The 21,484-nt window shown below is 67.8% G+C and carries 22 protein-coding genes; 15 read left to right on the top strand and 7 right to left on the bottom strand.

Annotation, left to right across the window (positions count from 1 at the left end; translation table 11 throughout):
- The first annotated feature begins 11 nt into the window (after positions 1-11).
- Positions 12-314, top strand: a complete 303-nt coding sequence (locus tag G7043_RS08560) for a YciI family protein (RefSeq protein ID WP_166045061.1) — start codon at positions 12-14, stop codon at positions 312-314.
- Here the strand turns inward: G7043_RS08560 and G7043_RS08555 are convergent.
- On the bottom strand, positions 311-1,228 hold the full coding sequence (locus tag G7043_RS08555) for a S41 family peptidase (RefSeq protein ID WP_166045060.1): 918 nt from the start codon (positions 1,226-1,228) through the stop codon (positions 311-313). The genes G7043_RS08560 and G7043_RS08555 overlap by 4 nt on opposite strands.
- The gene (locus G7043_RS08550; protein ID WP_162185756.1) at positions 1,225-1,380 is read right to left on the bottom strand and encodes a hypothetical protein; all 156 of its coding nucleotides are present in this window, start codon (positions 1,378-1,380) and stop codon (positions 1,225-1,227) included. The genes G7043_RS08555 and G7043_RS08550 overlap by 4 nt, the downstream gene beginning before the upstream one ends.
- Before the next feature lie 165 nt (positions 1,381-1,545).
- On the opposite strand from G7043_RS08550, the gene typA reads away from it, so the two are divergent.
- From typA to G7043_RS08505, 9 genes are all read left to right on the top strand, one after another.
- Complete coding sequence (gene typA / locus G7043_RS08545; protein WP_166045059.1) at positions 1,546-3,441, top strand: translational GTPase TypA; 1,896 nt, start codon at positions 1,546-1,548, stop codon at positions 3,439-3,441.
- 365 nt (positions 3,442-3,806) lie between these two features.
- A complete protein-coding gene (locus tag G7043_RS08540) occupies positions 3,807-5,471 on the top strand; it encodes an ABC transporter family substrate-binding protein (RefSeq protein ID WP_166045058.1) in 1,665 nt (554 codons plus the stop codon).
- A gap of 301 nt (positions 5,472-5,772) precedes the next feature.
- On the top strand, positions 5,773-7,551 hold the full coding sequence (locus G7043_RS08535) for an ABC transporter family substrate-binding protein (RefSeq protein ID WP_166045057.1): 1,779 nt from the start codon (positions 5,773-5,775) through the stop codon (positions 7,549-7,551).
- A 94-nt stretch (positions 7,552-7,645) separates the two neighbouring features.
- A complete protein-coding gene (locus tag G7043_RS08530) occupies positions 7,646-8,644 on the top strand; it encodes an ABC transporter permease (RefSeq protein ID WP_166045056.1) in 999 nt (332 codons plus the stop codon).
- Positions 8,637-9,569: an ABC transporter permease gene (locus G7043_RS08525; RefSeq protein ID WP_242642072.1), complete on the top strand. Its 933-nt coding sequence runs from the start codon at positions 8,637-8,639 to the stop codon at positions 9,567-9,569. Before G7043_RS08530 ends, G7043_RS08525 begins: the two co-directional genes overlap by 8 nt.
- Positions 9,569-10,741 carry an ABC transporter ATP-binding protein gene (locus G7043_RS08520; RefSeq protein WP_166045055.1) on the top strand — a complete coding sequence of 391 codons (1,173 nt, stop codon included), beginning with the start codon at positions 9,569-9,571 and terminating at the stop codon, positions 10,739-10,741. The genes G7043_RS08525 and G7043_RS08520 overlap by 1 nt, the downstream gene beginning before the upstream one ends.
- Positions 10,738-11,730: an ABC transporter ATP-binding protein gene (locus G7043_RS08515; RefSeq protein ID WP_313887759.1), complete on the top strand. Its 993-nt coding sequence runs from the start codon at positions 10,738-10,740 to the stop codon at positions 11,728-11,730. The genes G7043_RS08520 and G7043_RS08515 overlap by 4 nt, the downstream gene beginning before the upstream one ends.
- A 77-nt stretch (positions 11,731-11,807) precedes the next feature.
- Positions 11,808-12,638, top strand: a complete 831-nt coding sequence (gene mshB / locus G7043_RS08510) for an N-acetyl-1-D-myo-inositol-2-amino-2-deoxy-alpha-D-glucopyranoside deacetylase (RefSeq protein ID WP_166045054.1) — start codon at positions 11,808-11,810, stop codon at positions 12,636-12,638.
- Positions 12,635-13,066: a hypothetical protein gene (locus G7043_RS08505; protein ID WP_166045053.1), complete on the top strand. Its 432-nt coding sequence runs from the start codon at positions 12,635-12,637 to the stop codon at positions 13,064-13,066. Before mshB ends, G7043_RS08505 begins: the two co-directional genes overlap by 4 nt.
- Here the strand turns inward: G7043_RS08505 and G7043_RS08500 are convergent.
- Positions 13,042-13,755, bottom strand: a complete 714-nt coding sequence (locus tag G7043_RS08500; protein ID WP_449279967.1) for a GNAT family N-acetyltransferase — start codon at positions 13,753-13,755, stop codon at positions 13,042-13,044. The two genes, G7043_RS08505 and G7043_RS08500, sit on opposite strands and share 25 nt — an antisense overlap.
- Positions 13,756-13,917: 162 nt before the next feature.
- Between G7043_RS08500 and fdxA the strand changes: the two genes are divergently transcribed.
- Positions 13,918-14,244, top strand: a complete 327-nt coding sequence (gene fdxA / locus G7043_RS08495) for a ferredoxin (protein ID WP_086662771.1) — start codon at positions 13,918-13,920, stop codon at positions 14,242-14,244.
- A 2-nt stretch (positions 14,245-14,246) separates the two neighbouring features.
- The gene (gene dapC / locus G7043_RS08490; protein ID WP_166045682.1) at positions 14,247-15,338 is read left to right on the top strand and encodes a succinyldiaminopimelate transaminase; all 1,092 of its coding nucleotides are present in this window, start codon (positions 14,247-14,249) and stop codon (positions 15,336-15,338) included.
- Here the strand turns inward: dapC and G7043_RS08485 are convergent.
- From G7043_RS08485 to G7043_RS08475, 3 genes are all read right to left on the bottom strand, one after another.
- Positions 15,328-16,233 carry a hypothetical protein gene (locus G7043_RS08485; RefSeq protein ID WP_166045051.1) on the bottom strand — a complete coding sequence of 302 codons (906 nt, stop codon included), beginning with the start codon at positions 16,231-16,233 and terminating at the stop codon, positions 15,328-15,330. The two genes, dapC and G7043_RS08485, sit on opposite strands and share 11 nt — an antisense overlap.
- 94 nt (positions 16,234-16,327) lie before the next feature.
- Positions 16,328-17,284: a 2,3,4,5-tetrahydropyridine-2,6-dicarboxylate N-succinyltransferase gene (gene dapD / locus G7043_RS08480; protein WP_313887758.1), complete on the bottom strand. Its 957-nt coding sequence runs from the start codon at positions 17,282-17,284 to the stop codon at positions 16,328-16,330.
- A 302-nt stretch (positions 17,285-17,586) separates the two neighbouring features.
- Positions 17,587-18,000: a hypothetical protein gene (locus G7043_RS08475; RefSeq protein ID WP_166045049.1), complete on the bottom strand. Its 414-nt coding sequence runs from the start codon at positions 17,998-18,000 to the stop codon at positions 17,587-17,589.
- Between the two features lie 59 nt (positions 18,001-18,059).
- Here G7043_RS08475 and dapE point away from each other — a divergent pair, with 59 nt between their 5' ends.
- Genes dapE through G7043_RS08460 form a run of 3 tightly spaced genes read left to right on the top strand, consistent with a single transcriptional unit; the run spans position 18,060 to position 20,454 of the window.
- Positions 18,060-19,127, top strand: coding sequence for a succinyl-diaminopimelate desuccinylase (gene dapE / locus G7043_RS08470; RefSeq protein ID WP_166045048.1), 1,068 nt, complete (start codon positions 18,060-18,062; stop codon positions 19,125-19,127).
- A gap of 17 nt (positions 19,128-19,144) precedes the next feature.
- Positions 19,145-19,921 (top strand): LOG family protein, encoded by a 777-nt coding sequence (locus G7043_RS08465; RefSeq protein ID WP_166045047.1) that lies wholly within the window; start codon positions 19,145-19,147, stop codon positions 19,919-19,921.
- Positions 19,921-20,454 (top strand): LOG family protein, encoded by a 534-nt coding sequence (locus tag G7043_RS08460; protein ID WP_242642071.1) that lies wholly within the window; start codon positions 19,921-19,923, stop codon positions 20,452-20,454. The genes G7043_RS08465 and G7043_RS08460 overlap by 1 nt, the downstream gene beginning before the upstream one ends.
- On the opposite strand, the gene G7043_RS08455 is transcribed toward G7043_RS08460, so the two are convergent.
- Complete coding sequence (locus G7043_RS08455; protein WP_166045045.1) at positions 20,425-21,477, bottom strand: winged helix DNA-binding domain-containing protein; 1,053 nt, start codon at positions 21,475-21,477, stop codon at positions 20,425-20,427. The genes G7043_RS08460 and G7043_RS08455 overlap by 30 nt on opposite strands.
- Positions 21,478-21,484: the final 7 nt, after the last annotated feature.

The raw sequence follows: 21,484 nt of genomic DNA, 5'->3' as shown, positions 1-21,484 counted from the left end.
ACCGTTGAAGGATGTTCATCGTGCTGCTGAAGTACGTCGCGCCACTGGAACAGATCGACTACGCCCTGCCCGACCACCGAGCGTGGGTCGAGCAGCAGTACGAGCGAGGTTTGTTCCTCGCCTCCGGGCGTCAGGTGCCGAGGGTCGGCGGTGTGATCATCACGCGGCCCATGCCCCGCGGGAAGCTCGATGCGCTGCTCGCCACGGACCCGTGGGCCGAGCAGAAACTGGTGAAGTACGAGATCTGCGAGTTCGAGGCGACGCGGACGGCGCCCGAGCTCATGAAGCTGAACGAGGCCGTGCTGCAGGGCTAGGTCTGTTCGGACAGCCACTCGATCGCCGCTGTGAGCGCGTCGCCGTCGCCGACGAGCGTGTGCGGGGTGATCGGGGCGTTGCCGTACGTCCGGCCGGTGCGGTCGGCCATGAGCGCTGTCGTGATCGCCAGCTGGGCGCCGTCGGGCAGTTCGAACAGCTCGTTGCTCGACGCGTAGCCCGCGGTCGGCCCGCCGAAGCTGCGCGCGTTCTGCGCGCCGATGAACGAGATCAGCACCGCTTCTCCCGAGCTCGCGGTCCGGCCGTCGACCAGCAGCGCGACCGCGCCGTTCGCCGCGGGCATCTCCACCTGCGGGAACCGGACGAGCTCGCCGTTGAAGACGTGGCCGTCGCGCACACCCCAGTCGGTCCTGGTGCCGTCCCGGCCGACGAACGCCCCCTTCTTGCCCTCGCCGAGCAGCGGCGCGACCACCGTGAGCATCGGGGCCATGTCGCCGCCGAAGTTGCCGCGCAGGTCGACCACCCAGCCGCCGGGGTGAGCGGCGACGAGGTCGTGCATCAGGCGCCGGCCCGAGTCGACGTACACGTCGCCGTCCTCGGAGGCGGTCGGCGGCAGCGTGAGGTAGGCGACGGAGCCGATCATCCGGCCGCCCGGGACGTTGCGCTCACCCGACGACGGCGCGCCGCCGTCGGGTGAGGCGAGCAGGTTGGTGTGCGGGTTGCCGAGAGTGGTGATAGCCCGTTCGATCGCCGGGTAGGTGTCGGCCGGCCGCCGTGCGTGTGCGGCGTCACGGTGAGCTTGGGCACGCAGCCTCGGCCAGTCAGCCTCCAAGCTCTCGAAGGAGTGCTGTTGGAGCAGGTCGAGGGCGGTGTCGAGGTACGCGCGGGCCTCGGGGACGGGTTCTCCCGCGGTCGTGGCCGTCAGCAGCAGGACCAGGAGCGCACGGCGGATCAAGCGGCCTTCTTCAGCGCCTTCTTGGCTGCCTTGGCAGCCTTCTTCGCTGCCTTCTTGCGCGCCTTGTCACGCTCCTTGAGCAGGAACGGAACCGGGCAGCGCTTGCACTGGGGCTTCGACCTGCAGCACTTCTTCTTGAGCTTTTTACCCACTGGTTGAACTCCACTCCGACACGTATCGCTAGAGTAGGTGAGGCTCACTTCACTGGCACTCTTGTGTGGTAATGGCGACGTAGCCGGTAAGATGAGTAACGGCCCTGCGCATCGAAGTGTCCGGCGCGAGCCCCTCCAACGCCTTCGAAGCTCTAGGAGTTCTGCGTGCCCACGGCCACCGCGTCTGCCCTTCAGACGCGAACTGACCTGCGAAATGTTGCGATCGTCGCGCACGTCGACCACGGCAAGACGACCCTGGTCGACGCCATGCTGCGCCAGTCCGGCGCCTTCTCCGCGCGTGCCGAGCTCGTCGACCGGGTCATGGACTCCGGCGAGCTCGAGCGTGAGAAGGGCATCACGATCCTCGCCAAGAACACGGCTGTGCGTCGGCACACGCCGGACGGTGACGTGATCATCAACGTCGTCGACACTCCCGGCCACGCCGACTTCGGTGGTGAGGTCGAGCGCGCTCTGTCGATGGTGGACGGTGTCGTGCTGCTCGTCGACGCCTCCGAGGGCCCGCTGCCCCAGACCCGGTTCGTGCTGCGCAAGACGCTGGCCGCCGGTCTGCCGGTGATCCTGCTGGTCAACAAGGTCGACCGCCCCGACGCCCGGATCTCCGAGGTCGTCGACGAGGCCCACGACCTGCTGCTCGACCTGGCCACCGAGGTCGGCGCCGACGAGTCCGTGCTGGACCTGCCGGTCGTCTACGCCTCCGCGCGCGCCGGTCGTGCGTCGCTGACCCAGCCCGAGGACGGCGGCCTGCCGGACGAGGAGAACCTGGACACGCTGTTCCAGGTGCTGCTCGACCACATCCCGGCTCCTCACGTCGACGTCGACGGCCCGCTGCAGGCGCTCGTCACGAACCTCGACGCCTCGACGTTCCTCGGTCGTATCGCGCTGTGCCGCATCCACCAGGGCACGATGCGCAAGGGCGAGACCGTGGCGTGGTGCCGTGAGGACGGCGAGCCCGTCAAGGTCCGCATCACCGAGCTCCTCATCACCGAGGCGCTGGACCGCGTCCCCGCCGAGTTCGCGCGGGCGGGCGACCTGGTCGCCATCGCCGGCATCGCGGACATCACCATCGGTGACACGCTGGCCGACGCCGAGGCCCCCGAGGCGCTGCCCCGGATCACGGTCGACCAGCCGGCCATCTCGATGACCGTCGGTGTGAACACCTCGCCCCTGGCCGGTCGCAACGGCGGCACCAAGCTCACCGCCCGCGTGCTCAAGGCCCGCCTCGACGCCGAGCTCGTCGGCAACGTGTCGGTGAAGGTCCTGCCGACCGAGCGCCCGGACACCTGGGAGGTGCAGGGCCGCGGCGAGCTGGCGCTGGCCATCCTGGTCGAGCAGATGCGCCGCGAAGGCTTCGAGCTGACCGTGGGCAAGCCCCAGGTCGTCACGCACACGGTCGACGGCAAGATCCACGAGCCGTTCGAGCGCCTGTCCGTCGACTGCCCCGAGGAGCACCTCGGCGCCGTCACGCAGCTGCTGGCCAACCGCAAGGGCCGCATGGAGAACATGTCGGGCCACGGCACCGGCCGCATCAAGCTCGACTACGTGGTCCCGTCGCGCGGCCTCATCGGCTTCCGCACCGAGTTCCTCACGGAAACCCGCGGCACCGGCATCGCGAACGCCGTCTCCGAGGGCTACGGCCCCTGGGCGGGCGAGATCCGCACCCGCCACAACGGTTCCCTGGTCGCCGACCGCACCGGCTCCATCACCGCCTACGCGATGATCCAGCTGGCCGACCGCGGCACGTTCTTCGTGGAGCCGGGCGCCGACGCCTACGAGGGCATGGTGGTGGGCGAGAACCCGCGCGCCGAGGACCTCGACGTCAACATCACCCGCGAGAAGAAGCTCACGAACATGCGCTCCTCCACGGCCGACGTGATGGAGACCCTGGCCCGCCCCCGCAAGCTCTCGCTGGAGGAGGCCCTGGAGTTCTGCGCCTCCGACGAGTGCGTAGAGGTCGCCCCGGAGGTCATCCGCGTCCGCAAGGTGACCCTCGACGCCAACCTGCGCGGCCGCGAGCGCTCGCGGTTGAAGCAGCGCGGCTGACCCACCCAGCGTCGCCGCTGACGTAACGCCTGACAGGGGCGGCCGGGCCGATGGCCTGGCCGCCCTTCGTCGTGTCCGGGCGGGCGTTGATGGCGTGACCTCATCTTGATGAGGGGAGCTTTCCTAAACCTGAGGTTTGGGAAAGCTCCCCTCATCAAGATCTCGGCGGGCCAGACGGCGGGGCGCCGATCAGTTTCAGCCGGTCGAAATCAGCCGACCCCAGCCCCGAACCACTCGACCAGGTGAGCCGTACTACCCACCGTGCGGGCAACCCGCCGCCACCCCGGTACGTCCCTCTAGTGGCGCGGGTGACAAAACCTGGGTTGCTCGAACGCCACCACCATCCTTCTGGCAATGTGAGGACCATGAGGCGACTCGGGGGAGTGCTGGCTGCCGCCATCCTGTGCGGCACAGCCGCAGCGTGCACGAACGCGCCACCTCCGCCCCTCGTCCCCAAGTCCGAGGCGCCGGTCATCACCACGACCGGGCCCAAGGTGACCGAGATCGTGGTGGGCGTGGACGACGTGGCGGGCGGTTACAACCCGCACTCGTTGGCGGCCCAGAGCCCCATCACGACCGCGCTGAGTTCGCTCCTGCTGCCCAGCGCTTTCCGCGCGGGGGCGGACGGCACGCCGCAGCTCGACCGGAACCTCATGGTGAGCGCGAAGGTCACCAAGGCCGAGCCGTTCACCGTCACGTACACGATCCGCAAGGACGCCAGCTGGTCGGACAGCGCTCCGATCGCCGCAGAGGACTTCTACTACCTCTGGCAGCGTATGCGGAGCGAACCCGGCGTGGTGGATCCGGCGGGTTACCGGCTCATCAACAACATCAGCGCGCGCGAGGGCGGCAAGGTCGTCGAGGTCGCGTTCGGCAAGCCGTTCCCGGGCTGGCGGAGCCTGTTCGCGAACCTGTTGCCGGCGCACCTGCTCAAGGACGCGCCCGGTACGTGGTCGAACGTGCTCAGCAGCAACTTCCCGGCCACCGCGGGGCCGTTCGCGGTGCGCAGCCTGGACGAGCCGCGCGGTGAGGTGATCCTCGAACGCAGCGACCGGTACTGGGAGGTGCCGACGACGCTCGACCGCGTGGTGATCCGCAGGGCCACGCACACCGCGATGGCCGAGTCACTGTCCAAAGGGGACAACCAGGCGGCGCTGCTGCGGGCGGACGCCTCGGATGTCAACCTGCTCAAGGCGATTCAGGACCTGACCACGAAACCCGTGCCGCGCAACGAGGTCGCGCAGGTGCTGCTGCGGCCCGTCAGCGAACAGCTCAAGGACGTCAAGACGAGGAAGGCGATCGTGGCCGCCCTCGACCGGGACGCGCTGATCGCGTCCGGCACCCAGAGCGGGCCGAGTGCGCAGTTCCGGGCCGATTCGTACGTCGTGCCGCCGAGCCGCACCGGTTACCAGGCGACGATCACGGGCAACACGCTCAACGCGGCGGTCAGCGACCAGCTCCTCACCGAGGTGGGCTACGCCAAGAACGCGCAGGGGTCTTGGGAGAAGGGCGGCAAGGCGCTCAAGCTCCGGATCGCCGCGCCCGAGAAGGTCGAGCCGTACGTCGTCATCGCGAACCGGATGAAGGCGCAGCTGGCCGAGCGGGGCATCCAGGCGGAGGTCGTCACGCCGAACGCCGAGGACCTCTTCAGCAAGCAGCTCCTCGAGAAGGACATCGACCTCGCGGTGGTGCCGCGGGTCGACGCCGGTGACTCGGCGGCGGGGCTGGCGAGCGCTTACGGCTGTGTCGGTGACGCTCCGGACGGGGCGACCCCCAGCCCGCAGAACCCGGCCGGGTTCTGCGATCCGGCGATCCAGTCGGACATCGACGCCGCGCTGAACGGCAAGGTTCTGCTCAGCGACGCGCTTGCCCGCATCGAGCCGCAGATCCAGGCCCAGGCGGTGGCGTTGCCGTTGTTCCAGGTAGTGGATCTTCTTGGTGTGTTGCCAACGGTTTCCGGGGTCGACGCCGGTGCGCCGCTGGCCGGCGTGCTCAGCGGAGCACCCGAATGGCGGCGTCGCGACAAGTAGTGGCGGGCCGGAAAACCAGTTGCCAGCGCCGTTGCGGCGTTGGTACGTTCGGCCGCCCTTGTTGACAGAATTTCAAGCGCCCGGTTAACGAACGCTTTCGCCCGGTAATCGGGCCATTGCGGCGCGCTACAAGGTGTTTCCTTTGGGTCACGATCGCCCTCCCAGGTAGTGACCGCTCCCTCGGCGGGTTCTTACCGTGCTGCCCACGATGTGCCGGTTCGGGGCGCGGATGGCACATCACGGTTATGGGTGTGCCGACCGACCAGGTCACGGCCGCCCGGTGCTAGGAGGGCACGTGTCGATGAGGAGAACCAAAGCACTTCCGGCGATCGCGCTGGTCGCCAGCGCGTCTCTCGTGCTGGGTGCCTGTGGTGGCGGTGGCGGGAACAACGACGCGAACGGTGGCGACGCCACCATCGCGGAGATGGCTGTGGCGCGCGGCGAGTCCGCGGACGGCTACACCGCGCCGGAGACGAAGCAGAGCGGTCAGATCGTCGTGACGACGGACAAGCCGTTCACCTCGTACAACAACGCGACCGAGGACGCGAACCAGTCCTACAACACGTTCGCGCTGGTGCTCGTGCAGCCGGGTGTCAACATCCTGAACGGCAACAACAAGTACAGCCTGAACAAGGACGTCATGGAGAGCATCGAGGTCACCTCGAAGTCTCCGCAGGTCGTCACGTGGAAGCTGAAGAAGGGCGTCAGCTGGTCCGACGGCGAGGCCTGGGACTGCGACGACCTGTACATGGCGTGGTTCACGCAGAGCAACTCGGCGAAGAAGGCCGACGGCGGCAAGTTCTTCAAGCCCGCCGCTCCCACCGGGTACGACCTGATGACCGGTCAGTGCAAGGACGACCAGACCTTCGTCGGCACGTTCTCCGGGCCCTACCCGGACTACATCGGTATGTTCAACAACGACGTGCTTCCCGCGCACATCCTCGAGAAGCAGACCGGCATCGCCGACGTCACCAAGCTGACCAAGGACAGCCCGGCCGCCGACATCCAGAAGGCAGCCGACTTCTGGAACGAGAAGTGGAACGGCTTCACCAAGGAGCTCATGCCGGGTGCGGGCCCCTACGTGCTGACCGGCTTCGAGCCGAACCAGTCGGTCACGCTGGAGCGCAACCCCAAGTGGATCGGCAGGCCCGGCGGTCCCGAGAAGATCGTCCTGAAGGCGGTCTCGGACCCCGTCGCGCAGGCGCAGGCGCTGGAGAACGGTGAGGTCGCCGTCAACTCCATGGCCCAGCCCGACGCGAACGCGGCGACGCGGCTCAAGGGCCTGAGCGCCCAGGGCGTCACGTTCGGCGCGGCCTCCGGCCTGGCGTTCGAGCACCTCGACATCCAGTTCAAGAACCCGGTGCTGGCGAAGGAAGAGATCCGCAAGGCCTTCTTCATGTGCGTCAAGCGCCAGGACATCATCGACAAGCTCATCACCGAGGTGCAGTCCGACGCCAAGCCGCTCGGCAGCCTGATCTTCTTCCCGAAGGACGAGGGCTACAAGGACGTCTACGCGGACAAGGCCAAGGGTGACCCGGCCGCCGCGAAGAAGATCCTGGGCGACGCGGGCTGGACGCAGGGTGCCGACGGCGTGTTCGCGAAGGACGGCGTGCGTGCCTCCTTCCGGATCAGCCACACCGACATCCCGCGGCGCAAGCAGACCGTCGAGCTGATCCAGGGCCAGTGCAAGGAAGCGGGCATCGAGGTCAAGGACGACACCGACGCGAACTTCCTCGACGAGCGCGTGAGCAACGGCGACTACGACGTGGCGCTGTTCGCGTGGACCGGCGGTCCGCTCAAGAGCGACAAGAAGTCGATCTACGAGACCGGTGGTGGCCAGAACTGGGGCAACCTGAGCGTTCCGGCGGCGGACGAGGCCCTCAAGCAGGCCGTGTCGCAGACGTCGATCGCGGACTCGCTCAAGTACTTCCAGCAGGCGGACGAGGCAGTCGCGAACTCCTACGGTTCGCTGCCGCTGTTCCAGATGCCGAACATGTGGGCATTCAAGGGTCTCGACCGCGTGTACTTCCAGAGCTACTACGGCGCACTGTGGGACGCCAACGAGTGGCAGACCAAGTAAATCGCCATAGCTGAAGTGCGCAACGCCTGACCGGGCGGGGCCGGACCACGAGTCCGGCCCCGCCCGAGCCGGGTTGCCCCCTAGGAGCCCGCCCGTGATCCGCTACATCATCCGGCGCCTGCTGATCTCCATACCCATCCTGCTGATCGGCAGCTTCGCCTGTTACGTCCTCGTCGCCTCCGCCGGAAACCCCTTGGCGGAAATGCGATTCCGGCCCGGTGTCACCGAAGCCGACCTCAAGGCCGCCGAGGTCTCCCTCGGTCTGGACAAGCCCGTCGTCGTTCGTTACTGGAACTGGCTCACCGACTTCCTGTCCGGTGACTGGGGCCAGAGCATCGCGCTCGGCCAGGCCAAGACCGCCGTCTTCCCCGCCGTCACGGACGCGCTGTGGACCACCGGACGGCTCGTCATCGGCGCCGAACTCCTCGCTCTCACACTGGGTGTCTCGGTCGGCGTGCTCGCCGCCGTGCGCCAGTACTCGATCTTCGACTACCTCGCCACCAGCACCGCGTTCCTGATGTTCTCGATGCCGATCTTCTGCGTCGCGGTCATCGTGAAGAACTACGGCATCCAGTTCAACAACGTCCTGGAGTCGATGGGGCTGGACCGCTGGCTCACCACCGCGGGTCCGCGGCCGGGTGGGTTCACCGGCAGCTTCGGCGAGGTGATCTTCAAGTACACCGGCACGTTCCTGCTGCCGACGATCGCGCTGATGCTGATCAGCTTCGCCGCGTACAGCCGGTTCGAGCGCGCCTCCATGCTGGAGATCCTGCACTCGGACTTCGTGCGCACCGCACGGGCGAAGGGCATCTCGCAGGGGCGCGTGATCTTCAAGCACGCGTTCCGCAACGCGCTCATCCCCGTCGCCACGTTGTTCTCGCTGAACTTCGGCGCCGTGCTGTCCGGTGCGATCATCACGGAAACCGTGTTCGGCTGGGCCGGCATGGGCACGCTGCTGGTGAGTTCCGTGCGGCAGTTCGACCCGCCGATGCTGATGGGCTGGCTCGCCGTCACCGCGACCCTGATCGTGCTGTTCAACCTGATCGCCGACGTCGTGTACGGCATCCTCGACCCTAGGATTCGCCTTGGCTAACATCAACTTGGCGTCCGAGGGCGGCGTGGTGAGCAGCGCTCCCGAGTCCGGTTCCCACGAGTTCGACGCCACCAAGACCCGCACGCAGGGCCAGCTCGTCCTGCGGCGTTTCCTGCGCCACCGGCTCGCGATGGTGAGCTTCGGCGTCTTCGTCTTCCTCGTGCTGTTCGCGTTCCTCGGACCGTTCATCTGGACCTACGACTTCGAGGACGTGTCCAGCAAGTCCTACCAGCCGATGAGCGGTACGCACCCGCTCGGCACCACCCAGGTCGGCAAGGACATGCTGGCGCTGCTCATGCGTGGCACCGGCTACTCGCTGCAGATCGCGTTGATCGTGGCCGCGCTCGCGACCGCGATCGGCGTGGTTTTCGGTGCGCTGGCGGGATATCTGCGCGGCTTCGTGGACACGGCGCTGATGCGCCTGGTCGACCTGCTGCTGATCATCCCGCAGATCGCGGTCGCCGCGATCGTGGTGAAGGGCTTCTCCGGCAGCTGGTACGTCGTCGCACTGGTGCTCGCCGCGTTCGCCTGGATGCAGATCGCCCGCATCACCCGCGGTGAGACGCTTTCCTTGGCACAGCGGGAGTTCATCGAGGCGGCGCGGGCCTGCGGCGCCACCACGCCGCGCATCATCTTCAGGCACCTGGTGCCGAACATGATCGGCAGCATCACCGTCAACGCCACGCTGGCGGTCGCGACCGCGGTGCTGACCGAGGCCGCGCTTTCGTTCCTGGGCCTGGGAGTTCAGCCTCCCGACACTTCGCTGGGCGTGATCGTGCTGGAGAACTACGGCCAGTTCCTGAACCGGCCGTGGCTGTTCTGGGGTCCGTTCATCGTGCTGGTGGCGCTCTCCCTGGCCGTCAACTTCATCGGTGACGGCCTGCGCGACGCGTTCGACCCGAGGCAGACGAAGGTGCGTGCCTGATGACCAGTGTTTCCGAACTGTCGGAGGACTTCCTGCCCTCCGGTACCACCGCACCGCTGCTCTCGGTCAAGGACCTGTCGGTCACCTTCCCGACCGACGACGGCGACGTCCGCGCCGTGCGCAACGTCTCGTTCGACCTCAACGCCGGCGACGTGCTGGGCATCGTGGGCGAGTCGGGCTCCGGCAAGTCGGTGTCGTCCATGGCGATCATGGGCCTGCTGCCCAAGAACGCGATCATCGAGGGCTCCATCCGCTACCGCGGCGAGGAGCTGAACGGCCGCACCTACAAGCAGATGCAGCCGTTCCGCAGCAAGCACATCTCGATGATCTTCCAGGACCCGATGACGTCGCTGAACCCCGTCTACACCGTCGGGTGGCAGCTCGCCGAGACCTATCGCGCGCACCACAACGTCTCCAAGAAGGCGGCGTGGGCCAAGGCGGTCGAGTCCCTGGAACTGGTCGGCATCCCGCAGCCGGACAAGCGCGCGGGCCAGTACCCGCACGAGTTCTCCGGCGGCATGCGGCAGCGCGTGGTCATCGCGATGGCGATCATCAACGACCCCAGCGTGATCATCGCCGACGAGCCGACCACCGCGCTCGACGTGACGGTGCAGGCCCAGATCCTCGACACCATGCTGCGCATCCAGACCGAGACCGACGCGGCGATCGTCATGATCACGCACGACCTCGGCGTGGTCGCGGGCATGGTCAACCGCGTGCAGGTGATGTACGGCGGCACGGTGGTCGAGTCCGGCCCCGTCGACGACGTCTTCGAACGGCCGCGGATGCCTTACACCGTCGGGCTTCTGGGTTCGGTCCCGAACCCGGCCACGCTCGGCAAGCGGCTCACCCCGATCAAGGGCGCGCCGCCGTCGCTGGTGAACCTGCCGACCGGTTGCTCGTTCTCCCCGCGCTGCCCGCTCGTCACCGACGTGTGCCACGAGTGGGAGCCGCTGCTGGAGGAGGCCGGCTCCGCGAACCACACGACGCGGTGCCACCGCTGGGAGCACCTGGCGACGATCGACCACTCGCAGAGGTTGTTCCTGCACGACGAGATCGGCACGGTGGAGAACCCCGCGGTGTTCGCCGCGGCCAACCCCGACGAGTCGCTCGAGGTGACCGCCGTGCACGGATCGTTGATCACGGATCTGAAGGACGAGGAGGCGAAGTGACCGCGCCACTGCTCGAGGTCACCGACCTCGTCAAGGAGTTCCCCGTGCGGGGCAAGGGAATCATCCCGCGCAACATCGGCACGGTTCAGGCCGTGTCCGGGGTGTCGTTCACGCTGCACCCCGGCGAGACGCTCGGCCTGGTCGGCGAGTCCGGTTGCGGCAAGTCCACGACCGGCCGCGCGATCCTGCAGCTGCACAAGCCGACCTCGGGCTCGGTGAAGTTCGAGGGCCGTGAGCTCACCTCCATGAGCAGCAAGCAGTTGCGGCCGCTGCGCAAGGACATCCAGATCGTCTTCCAGGACCCGTACGCGTCGCTGAACCCCAAGTGGCAGGTCAACGACATCATCGCGGAACCTTTGGTGATCCACGGTGTCGAGGGTGGCGTGCAGCGGCGGGTCAACGAGCTGATGGAGCTCGTGGGGCTCAACCCCGAGCACCGCGGCCGGTACGCGCACGAGTTCTCCGGCGGTCAGCGGCAGCGCATCGGCATCGCCCGCGCGCTGGCGCTGAACCCGCGGTTCCTGGTGCTGGACGAGCCCGTGTCCGCTTTGGACGTCTCGGTGCAGGCCGGTGTCGTGAACCTGTTGGAGGAGCTGCAGGAACGGCTCGGGCTGGCCTACCTGTTCGTCGCGCACGACCTCTCGGTGGTGCGGCACATCTCGGATCGCGTCGCGGTGATGTACCTCGGCAAGATCATCGAGATGGGCGAGCGGGAAGCCATCTACACCAAGCCGATGCACCCGTACACGCAGGCGTTGCTGTCCGCGGTGCCGATGCCGGATCCCAAGCAGGAGCGCAAGCGTCAGCGGATCGTGCTGACGGGTGACGTGCCGTCGCCGGTCAACCCGCCGTCGGGCTGCCGGTTCCGCACGCGGTGCTGGAAGGCGCAGGACATCTGCGCCACCGAAGAACCGAAGCTGGAACGACGTGGTGGGCCGGAAGGAACGTTGTCCGCCTGCCACTTCGCCGAGGAGCGTTCGGTGGTTTAAAAGCTTCACCGACCAAATGAGACCCTTAGCAAAGGCCGCCTTTATCAACTGATGAGGGCGGCCTTTACTCTGGTTCAGTGACGCTGACTGCCCCACCACGGTTGCTCTTCGTGCACGCCCACCCGGACGACGAGAGTCTCTGGACCGGCGGCACCATCGCGCGCTACGCCTCGGCCGGCGCGCACGTCACTGTCGTCACCTGCACGCTGGGGGAAGAGGGCGAGATCATCCCGCCCGCGCTGGCGCACCTGGCCGCCGACGCCGCCGACCAGCTGGGTGGATTCCGAGTGGGCGAGCTGAGATCAGCCTGCGCCGCACTCGGCGTGACGGACCACAGATTCCTCGGTGGCATCGGCCGCTGGCGCGACTCCGGCATGGTCGACGTGCCGTCCAACGCGCACGCGCGCGCGTTCATCCAGGGCTCCCTCGACGAGCAGACCGGCCAGCTGGTCGAGATCCTGCGCGAGGTGAAGCCTCAGGTCGTCGTCACCTACGACGCGTTCGGCGGCTACGGCCACCCCGACCACATCCGCGCGCACGAGATCACCGTGGCCGCCTGCGCCCAGGTCTCCGAGGTCGAGCGGGTCTTCTACGCGGTGACGTCCCGCGACGCCACGAACGCCGGTGTGCAGGCGCTGGAGAACGTGCCGGAGCAGTTCCGGCTGCCGGAGCCCGGCGAGCTGCCGGTCACGCCGGATGAAGAGATCACAACGGTTGTGGACGTGTCCGAGCACCTGACGGCTAAACGCCGCGCGTTGCGGGCACACTCGACGCAGGTCAGTGTGTGGGACGACGGGTACGCGCTGTCGAACAACATCGCGCAGCCGCTGGTCGGCGGTGAGTTCTACGTGCTGGCCAAGGGCTCGGCGGAAGGCGCCGCCACGGACTTGTTCGGAGGACTTGGGTGACCGGTAGCGCGCGAGTGTTCCTGCTGCTGCTTCTGTGTGTCGAGGCAGCAGTGCTCGCCGTGCTGGAAACGATGTTCCTGCCCCTGCGCTTCGACGGCACACTGCTGCCGAAGCTGGGCGACTTCCCGTTCCCGATCATGATCGTGGTGGCCGCCGTCACGACCCCGTTGCTGGTGTCGTGGGCGGCCGAGCTGTCCGAACGGGTGCTGACCGCCGCGCTGCCGCTGATCGTGTGGTTCCTCACGCTGATGGTCGTCGGCTACCTGGAACCGGGCCGAATCCCCAGGCAGGTCCTGCTGTTGCAGGACTGGCGCGGGCTGCTGATGTTCGCCGGTGGTGCTCTGACGGGTGCGGTGGCCGTGGGCGCCGTGATGGCGCGCAACGCGGCCAACCGCCCCGGCCTCTACGAGACCGCCGGCACCCAGTAGCGGTAGCGGTGGTGCTCGGTGCAGCCGAGCTCCTCGTACAACCGGATCGCCGGCTCGTTGTGCTCGGCGACCTGCAGCACGCACGTCGTGGCGCCCTGCTCCAGGCCCCAGCCCGCCAGCTCACCCATGAGCCGCCTGGCGAGGCCCTGACGGCGATGTGACGGCCGCACGGCGAGCCGGGCGACGTGCACCACGTCCTCGACGACAGCGCCCCGCACAGCCGCGACCACGGTGCCGTTCTCGGTGATGCTCGCGAAGCACACGTTGCCGCCGCTGCCGAGCACGTGCCGCTGGGCGGCGGAAACCTCGGATCCGGCCGCGAGTTCCCACCATCCGGGAAGGTCACGACTCTCGGCTACGCCGTCGGCGAACTTCTCCAGCGCGCCGGTCATCACCAGCGACTCCGCGCCGCCGGGATGATCGAGATCCACGTGCCAGCCCGCGTCCTCGATCGCCTGTTCGTGGGCCGAGGCGACGACCACGTGCGTGGTGGGTTTGATCCCGTGCTCGCGCGCGAACCCTTCGACCGCGCCCAACGCGCGTGGAATCGGCAGGCCGGGATCACCGCAGGTCAACGTGCTGTTGGCGCGGCCGGTGAAGCCGTCGGCGGCGCGCATCAACCAGTCCCCGAGCGGGACTTCTGCCAGGGCGGGCCATGCTCGCGCGCAAAGCGATTCCAGATGATCCACGGTGTGCACGCGTCCATCCTGACTACGTTGGAGAGGGAATTTCCCGGCAGGTGATGTGACGTGGCGCACCGTGCAGCTAAGGCAGGCCTGACCGGGTGATACTCGAACGTGCCGCGTACTCTCCGGCTTGCGCGGTGTGACCAGATGAAGTTGGAGAGCGCAGTGACTTATGTGATCGCCCAGCCGTGCGTGGACGTGCTCGACAAGGCGTGCATCGAAGAGTGCCCGGTCGACTGCATCTACGAAGGCGACCGGATGCTCTACATCCACCCGGACGAGTGTGTGGACTGTGGTGCGTGCGAGCCCGTGTGCCCGGTGGAAGCCATCTACTACGAGGACGACGTCCCCGATGAGTGGAAGGACTACACCAAGGCGAACGTGGACTTCTTCAACGAGCTCGGTTCGCCCGGTGGTGCGTCGAAGGTCGGCAAGGTCAGCGCCGACCCGGAGTTCATCAAGGTGCTCGAACCGCAGGCTGAGGGGCATTGATCATTCAACGCAGGGGCCCGGCGCTGCCGGACTTCCCGTGGGATTCGTTGTCCGACCACGCCGCCAAGGCGCGCAAGCACCCCGGTGGCGTGGTCGACCTGTCGGTCGGCACGCCCGTCGACCCGGTTCCCGCGGTGATCCAGTCCGCGCTGTCCTCGGTCGCCGACATCCCCGGCTACCCGACCACCCACGGCACGCCTGAGCTGCGCGCGGCCTTCGTCGCCGCGGTGGAGCGCCGGTACGGGATCGTCGGGCTTCCGGCGGCCGCGGTGCTGCCCACGATCGGCTCCAAGGAACTCGTGGCGTGGCTGCCGTCCCTGCTCGGCGTCGGGCCCGGTGACATCGTCGCCGTCCCTTCGGTGGCGTACCCGACCTACGAGGTGGGCGCGCTGCTGGCGGGGGCCACCGTTGTGCGCCTGGCCGACGGCGAACTGCCGCCCGCCGGCACGAAGCTGGTGTGGCTGAACTCGCCGTCGAACCCGACCGGGCGCGTGCTGTCGGCGGCGCAACTGCGTGACGCCGTTGCCGCTGCTCGTGAGGTGGGCGCGGTGGTGGCGTCGGACGAGTGCTACCTGGCTCTGCCGTGGGACGCCTCGCCGGTGTCGGTGCTGCATCCGTCCGTTGTGGACTCCTTCGACGGTGTGCTCGCCGTGCACTCGTTGTCGAAGACGTCGTCGCTGGCCGGGTATCGGGCCGGGTTCATCACCGGTGACCCCGAGCTGATCTCAGGTTTGCTGGAGCTTCGCAAGCACGCCGGGATGATCGTGCCCCGGCCCGTGCAGGAGGCCATGCGAGCGGCCCTGGAAGACGACACGCACGTGGTCGAGCAGCGTGCGCGCTACGAGGCTCGCCGCCAGGTGCTGAAGCCCGCGCTGGAAGCGGCCGGGTTCACCGTGTCGCATTCCGAGGCGGGGCTCTACCTGTGGTCGTCGCGCGGTGAGGACGCCTGGGAGACGATCTCCTGGCTGGCCGACCGCGGCATCCTCGCGGCTCCCGGCACGTTCTACGGACCGGCCGGCGCCCAGCACGTGCGGATCGCTCTGACGGCCACGGACGAGCGGGTCGCGGCCGCGGCGGAGCGACTCAAGGCTTGAGAGCCGACCAGACCCTGCGGGTGAACTGGTTGGGTGGCACGGCGTCCGTCGTGAGGCGGACGCTGGTGCTGATCTCCTCGCCGCTCAGGCCGAGGCCGAGCACGAGGTGCCAGTGCAGGTCCCAGAGGTCCTGGAACGCGTCGAGTTCCACGTCGGCGTCCGCGCTGACGTGGAGCACCGCTGGTTCGGCGACTCTCACCACCCGCTCGACCGCTCGTACGTCCCGTGTGTTCGTGCGGAAGCTGAAGGCCAGGTCGACCGTTTCGCTGTCCAGGCCGTACGTCGCGTACGAGTGGCATCTGTGGTGTGGCAGCGACAGCGGCTGGTTCGTCTCCAGGTAGAGGTCGCCCTCGAATCTCAGCGTCGGCGAGTGCTGGCTGAGGGTGGCTCTGGCGCTGACGAACTCCCAGCCCGGCATGTCCAGCTTGGGGATCAGGAGTTCGAGGACCTCGCCTCTGCGCGCGGAGCGGGTGCGTTCACCCGAGCGCCACGGGATTTCCCTGCTGTAGGGCTCTTTCTTCGTGACGAAGACGTACGGGGCGTTGTCGGTCTGCAGGCTCAGGACGACGACGGTTCTTCTCGGTGCCCAGTCGAACGCCACCGTGGTGAGCCCCGGCGCCACGCCGTCGAAGTGGCTTTCCACCCTGGGCCACCAGCTCGACAGCTCCTCGGCCGGCGCACCCTTGACGTAGCGGCCCTTCTCGTCGACGCCGACGATCCACATGGCTTCGGAGCCCCTGGCCGCGTTGCACAGGGCCGCGATCTGGCGTGCGGCCTTGCCGTGGTCGATCGGCCACTGGGTCTTGAACTCCACGAACGAGTCCTCGGACTGCGCCCCCTGCAGGGCACGCTCGATCGCGGCGCGAGCGTTCAACTCGAGTCGCTGTTTCAGCACGCGCACCTCCTTGAGCCGGCCCCGAAGACGGCACGGGCCCAGCCTGCCTCAGCAGACCGGGCCCGAGACACCGTTTATCGCTCTCAGTCGTTTCTCAGTCGTTCGCGTGCAGCGCGGCGTTCAGTTCGACGCCGGTGCCCTTGCGCGGCTTCACCCGGACCGTGCCGGTCACGGAGTCCCTGATGAACAGCAGGTTCGATTGTCCGCTCAAAGTGGTGGCTTTGACGACCTCGCCGTCGGGGAGCGTGACCTTCGTGCCGGCGGTGATGTAGAGGCCCGCCTCGACCACGCAGTCGTCGCCCAGGGAGATGCCGAGGCCGGCGTTGGCACCCAGGAGGCAGCGCTCGCCGATCGAGATGACCTGCTTGCCGCCTCCGCTGAGGGTGCCCATGATCGAGGCGCCGCCGCCCACGTCCGAGCCGTCGCCCACGACCACGCCGCCGGAGATGCGGCCCTCGACCATGCTGTTGCCCAGGGTGCCGGCGTTGAAGTTGACGAAGCCCTCGTGCATGACCGTGGTGCCGGCGGCCAGGTGGGCGCCCAGGCGGACTCGGTCGGCGTCGGCGATCCGCACGCCTGTCGGGACCACGTAGTCGACCATTCGCGGGAACTTGTCGATCGAGTAGACCGTGACCGGTCCTCGGGTGCGCAGGCGGGTTCGAGTTTGTTCGAAGCCTTCCACCGCGCAGGGGCCGTGGTTCGTCCAGACGACGTTGGTCAGGAGGCCGAAGAGGCCGTCCAGGTTGGCGCCGTGAGGTTGGATCAGGCGGTGGCTCAGGAGGTGGAGCCTCAGCCAGACGTCGTAGGTGTCGCGTGGGGCCGCGTTCAGGTCGATGGCCACTCGTACGCCTACTACCTCGACATCGCGCTCCGGGTCCTCGCCCAGGAGCTTGGCCGCGGATTCGCCGAGGGCTTCCGCGATCTCGGTGGACGACAGGCGGATGGTTTGCACGTCCGTCGTCTCGCCCAGCACGGGGGACGGGTACCAGGTGTCTAGGACGGTGCCGTCCGGGGTCACAGTGGCCAAGCCGATGCCGTATGCGGTGCTCACGGGGGTGAGCCTAGTCCCTGCTGGTGAGGGGTGCGGTGGGGTGCGACCGGGTGGGCGGTCGGCTTGCATTGGGCGCGTCACGTTCCGATTCGGGGGCGCGACTCATGCGGGTGGTCGCCTTGCGGGCGGCGAGCTTGCGTCGCGTGCTTCCCCTGGGGACTCCGTCCCCCGGACCCCCTGCCAATCTGATCAGGCGATCCCGCCACCACATCGTCTCTGTTGCGTTGGGCGGCTGCCTGTTCCGTAGGGGGTGCGGAGCGCACGGGAAAAGCAAGAGCGCCTCGGCTTCGCCATCGGCGGTGTTAGTCCGGTACGTCTGCCGAGAAGTAGAGGGAGCCCAGGTCGCCTCGTGTTGCGATTAGTGCTTCGTTGCACTTCGACTGGCGGGCGTCGGTGCTGGAGACGTTGTCCACTCGCACTTCGCCGCACTGGTGTGCCTCGAAGTCGCCTACTGCGGTCATCAGGCGGGGGAGGACTTCGTTCACCGCGGGTTTGATCTGTTTGCCCTGCAGGGACTTGTCCAGGTTGCGGGTCATGGTGTTGACGCTGGTCACCCAGGTTGCGCAGTCGGCTGGGGTGAAGCTGTGTTGGGAGCCGCAGGGGGCGGTGAAGAGGGTTCGGATTTCGCCGCACTGGCGGGCGCAGGTGGCTGGAGGATCGCCGCAGCCGGTGGTCATCAGCAGGAGCGAGATGACCAGGAGTGTGCGCTTGATCACGATGTGCAAGGTATCGGCCGATTGGGGTAGTGCCCAAGTTCGGTTAGTAGGGTGGTCGGGTGTCCGACACCCTTGATTTGCTGGCCGATCCCGTTGAGTTGACTGCTGCATTGGTGGATGTGCGCAGCGTGTCCGGGGAGGAGGCGGAGATCGCGGATCTTGTCGAGCGGTCGTTGCGGGTGCATGCGCCGCATTTGGAGATCACTCGATCGGGGAACGCTGTGCTGGCCCGGACTGGCCTCGGGCGGGAGCGGCGTGTGGTGCTGGCCGGGCACCTGGACACGGTGCCGATCAACCAGAACTTTCCCAGTCGGCGCGAGGGCGATGTGTTGCACGGGTGCGGGACCGTGGACATGAAGGGTGGCGACGCGGTCATGCTCGCCATCGCGGCGCTCAGTGAAGGTGCGCGGCACGATTTGACGTTCGTGTTCTACGACTGCGAGGAGATCGAGGCTGAGCGCAACGGGCTCACTCGGATCCAGCGGGAGCTCGGGGAGTGGTTGCGGGGAGACCTGGCGATCGTGTGCGAGCCGTCCAACGGGACGGTTGAGGCCGGGTGTCAGGGGACCATGCGGATCGAGATTCGGACGCGAGGGAAGCGGGCGCACACGGCTCGGGCGTGGATGGGGCAGAACGCCATTCACGGGATGGGGGAGGCGTTGCGGCGGCTGGAGGCGTACGTGCCTCGGCAGCCTGAGATCGACGGGTGCCGGTACCACGAGGGGCTGCAGGCCGTGAAGATCAGCGGTGGGGTGGCCGGCAACGTGGTGCCGGACGAGTGCGTGCTCACGGTCAACCACCGGTTCGCGCCGGATCGGACTGTGGAGCAGGCTGCGCAGCACCTTCGTGAGGTGTTCGAGGGGTTTGAGGTCGTGGTCACGGACTTCGCCGCTGGGGCGTTGCCCGGGCTGCAGGCGCCTGCTGCGCAGGAGTTGGTCGTGGCTGCTGGGGGGACGCCGGTGGCGAAGCTCGGGTGGACGGACGTGGCCCGATTCGCGGCGCTGGGGATGGCTGCGGTGAATTTCGGGCCTGGGGATCCCACGTTGGCGCACACGCAGGAAGAGAACGTGCCGGTCCAGCAGATCACCGGGTGTTTCGACGTGCTTAAGCGATTTTTGCTTGCCTGATCACTAATATCTCCGTGATGACGGAAAAAGAGAACGGCGTGGTGGACGAGCGTCCCAAGGAGAAGATGCGCGGGCCTGTCGTGTTGCGACGGGACCGCAGGGACGAGTTGACCACCACGGACCAGCGGTTGCTGGATTCGCGGGGTCCTTCGGACTGGGTGCACACGGATCCGTGGCGGGTGCTGCGGATTCAGGCCGAGTTCGTCGAGGGCTTCGGGGCGCTGGCCGAGGTGCCCAGTGCGGTCACGGTGTTCGGGTCGGCTCGGACCGGGCGGGATCACCCCGAGTACCAGCTCGGGCGGGATCTTGGCGCCGCGTTGGCGCAGGCCGGGTTCGCGGCCATCACCGGGGGTGGGCCCGGTGCGATGGAGGCGGTCAACCGGGGGTGCTCTGAGGCCGGTGGGTTCTCGATCGGGCTCGGCATCGAGTTGCCGTTCGAGCAGGGGTTGAACCCGTGGGTCGACCTCGGGGTGAACTTCCGGTACTTCTTCGTGCGCAAGACGATGTTCATCAAGTACTCGCAGGCGTTCATCTGCCTGCCGGGTGGGTTCGGCACGCTCGACGAGCTGTTCGAGGCGCTGACGCTTGTGCAGACGAAGAAGGTCACCAAGTTCCCGGTCGTGCTGTTCGGAACGCAGTACTGGCAGGGGCTTTACGACTGGATCAAGAGCTCGGTGCTGGAAGGTGGCAAGGTGGGGGAGAAGGACCTCGCGCTGCTGCACCTCACCGACGACATCGAGGATGCGGTGCGCGTGGTCAAGGAAGCGCACCAGGCATGGGCGGACACGCACTGATGTATGTCGCTGTTTACTGCGGGAGTCTGGCGACCGTGCCGCAGAGCTATGTGGACCTCGCCGCCGAGGTGGGGCGTCAGATCGCGGCTCGCGGCTGGCACCTCGTCTGGGGTGGCGGGCAGACGTCGATGATGGGGGCGGTGGCTCGGGAGGCCAGGGCTGGTGGGGCGCACACGTACGGTGTGATTCCCAAGGGCCTGGCCACCAGGGAGATCGCCGATCGCGAGTCGACCGAACTGCACGTCGTCGACACCATGCGCGAGCGCAAGAAGATGATGGACGACAAGGCCGACGCGTTCCTCACGCTGCCCGGTGGCATCGGGACCGCCGAGGAGTTCTTCGAGGTGTGGACGGCCGGGGTGCTGGGCATGCACGCCAAGCCGGTCGTGCTGCTCGACGTCGACAACCACTACAAAGGACTCGTCGAGTGGCTGGGCGAGTTGCGGGACAAGGGTTTTGTCTCGCACGCCGCGTTGACGTCGCTGGTCGTGACGGACGACGTGTCAGTTGCTCTTGACGCTTGCGTCGTCTAGTCCCTTGGCCTGAGCGAGGATCTGGGCCTCCGGCAGGAGGTCCGGCAGCGGGCGGTACGGCGTGGCCGTGACCTCGAAACGCTTGCCGGACACCACCCTGCCCTGCCAGGAGCCCGCGATCTCGCCGTCCACCAGGATCGCGCCGCGCCGGCCGAGGATGCGGAAGATGTCCTTCTGCGCGGCCTTGTCCGGCAGCAGCAGGTCCCGGTCGCGGGCCTGCAGGTACGGGTCGGTCGGTGGGAGCAGGCGGACGTCCGGCGGTTCGGCGTCGGCGATCTCCAGGTCTTCGGGCAGCCAGGCCTTCTGGCCCTCGACGGTGACCTCGACCAGGCCGGTCTTGGGCCACTGCTTCTTGACCTCGCGCGTGGTCGTGCCGAAGTAACTGGCCACTTCGGACGGTCCGGCGGGGCCGTGCAACGTCAGGTAGCGGTGGATCAGCTCGTCGAAGCCCGCGGTCTTGCGCGGCACGCCCGGCCAGCCGTGGACGCGCTCGAACGTGACGGTCTTCTCCTCCGGGATGATCCGCAGGCCGGCGGGGAGTGCGCCGAGCCGGAAGATCGGGTCGCTCACGTGGTCGGTCTGGCAGCCCCGGCACGGTTCGATCGTCTGCTTGGGCGCCAACGGGGTCAGGGCCTTGCTCACTTCGCCCTTGGTCATCGGCTTGGTGACGATCGACCTCATCGCGGTGGCGATGTGCCGCAGCGAGTCCACCATGTCGTCCACCTTCGGGCGGGACGCGCGGGCACGGGCGTCGGCGTCGCTCCACGGCCACAGCGCGCGGGAGAACGCCTTCAGCTCACCGGCGCGGTGCAGGTGGGGAGCGCCGCGCACGGACCAAGTCAGGACGAAGTCGTCCACCGTCGGCTCAGCGAGTCTGGCGGCGAGACTCGACACGGCCGAGCCGGAGGTGTTGTCCTGGACGCCCAGGGAGAACACCGCCAGCTCGGCCGCGTCGGAAACCCGCCGGTCCAGCTCGTGCTGATGGATCCGGTGGAAGAGCACCTGCTGCCGGGTGAAGTCCACCCGGACA

Origin of the sequence: Lentzea alba (assembly GCF_011067745.1) — a bacterium.
In the GTDB taxonomy this organism is placed as follows: Bacteria; Actinomycetota; Actinomycetes; order Mycobacteriales; family Pseudonocardiaceae; genus Lentzea; species Lentzea alba.
The sequence above is the reverse complement of the archived record's forward strand: the minus strand, read 5'-3'. Positions and strand labels throughout refer to the sequence as shown.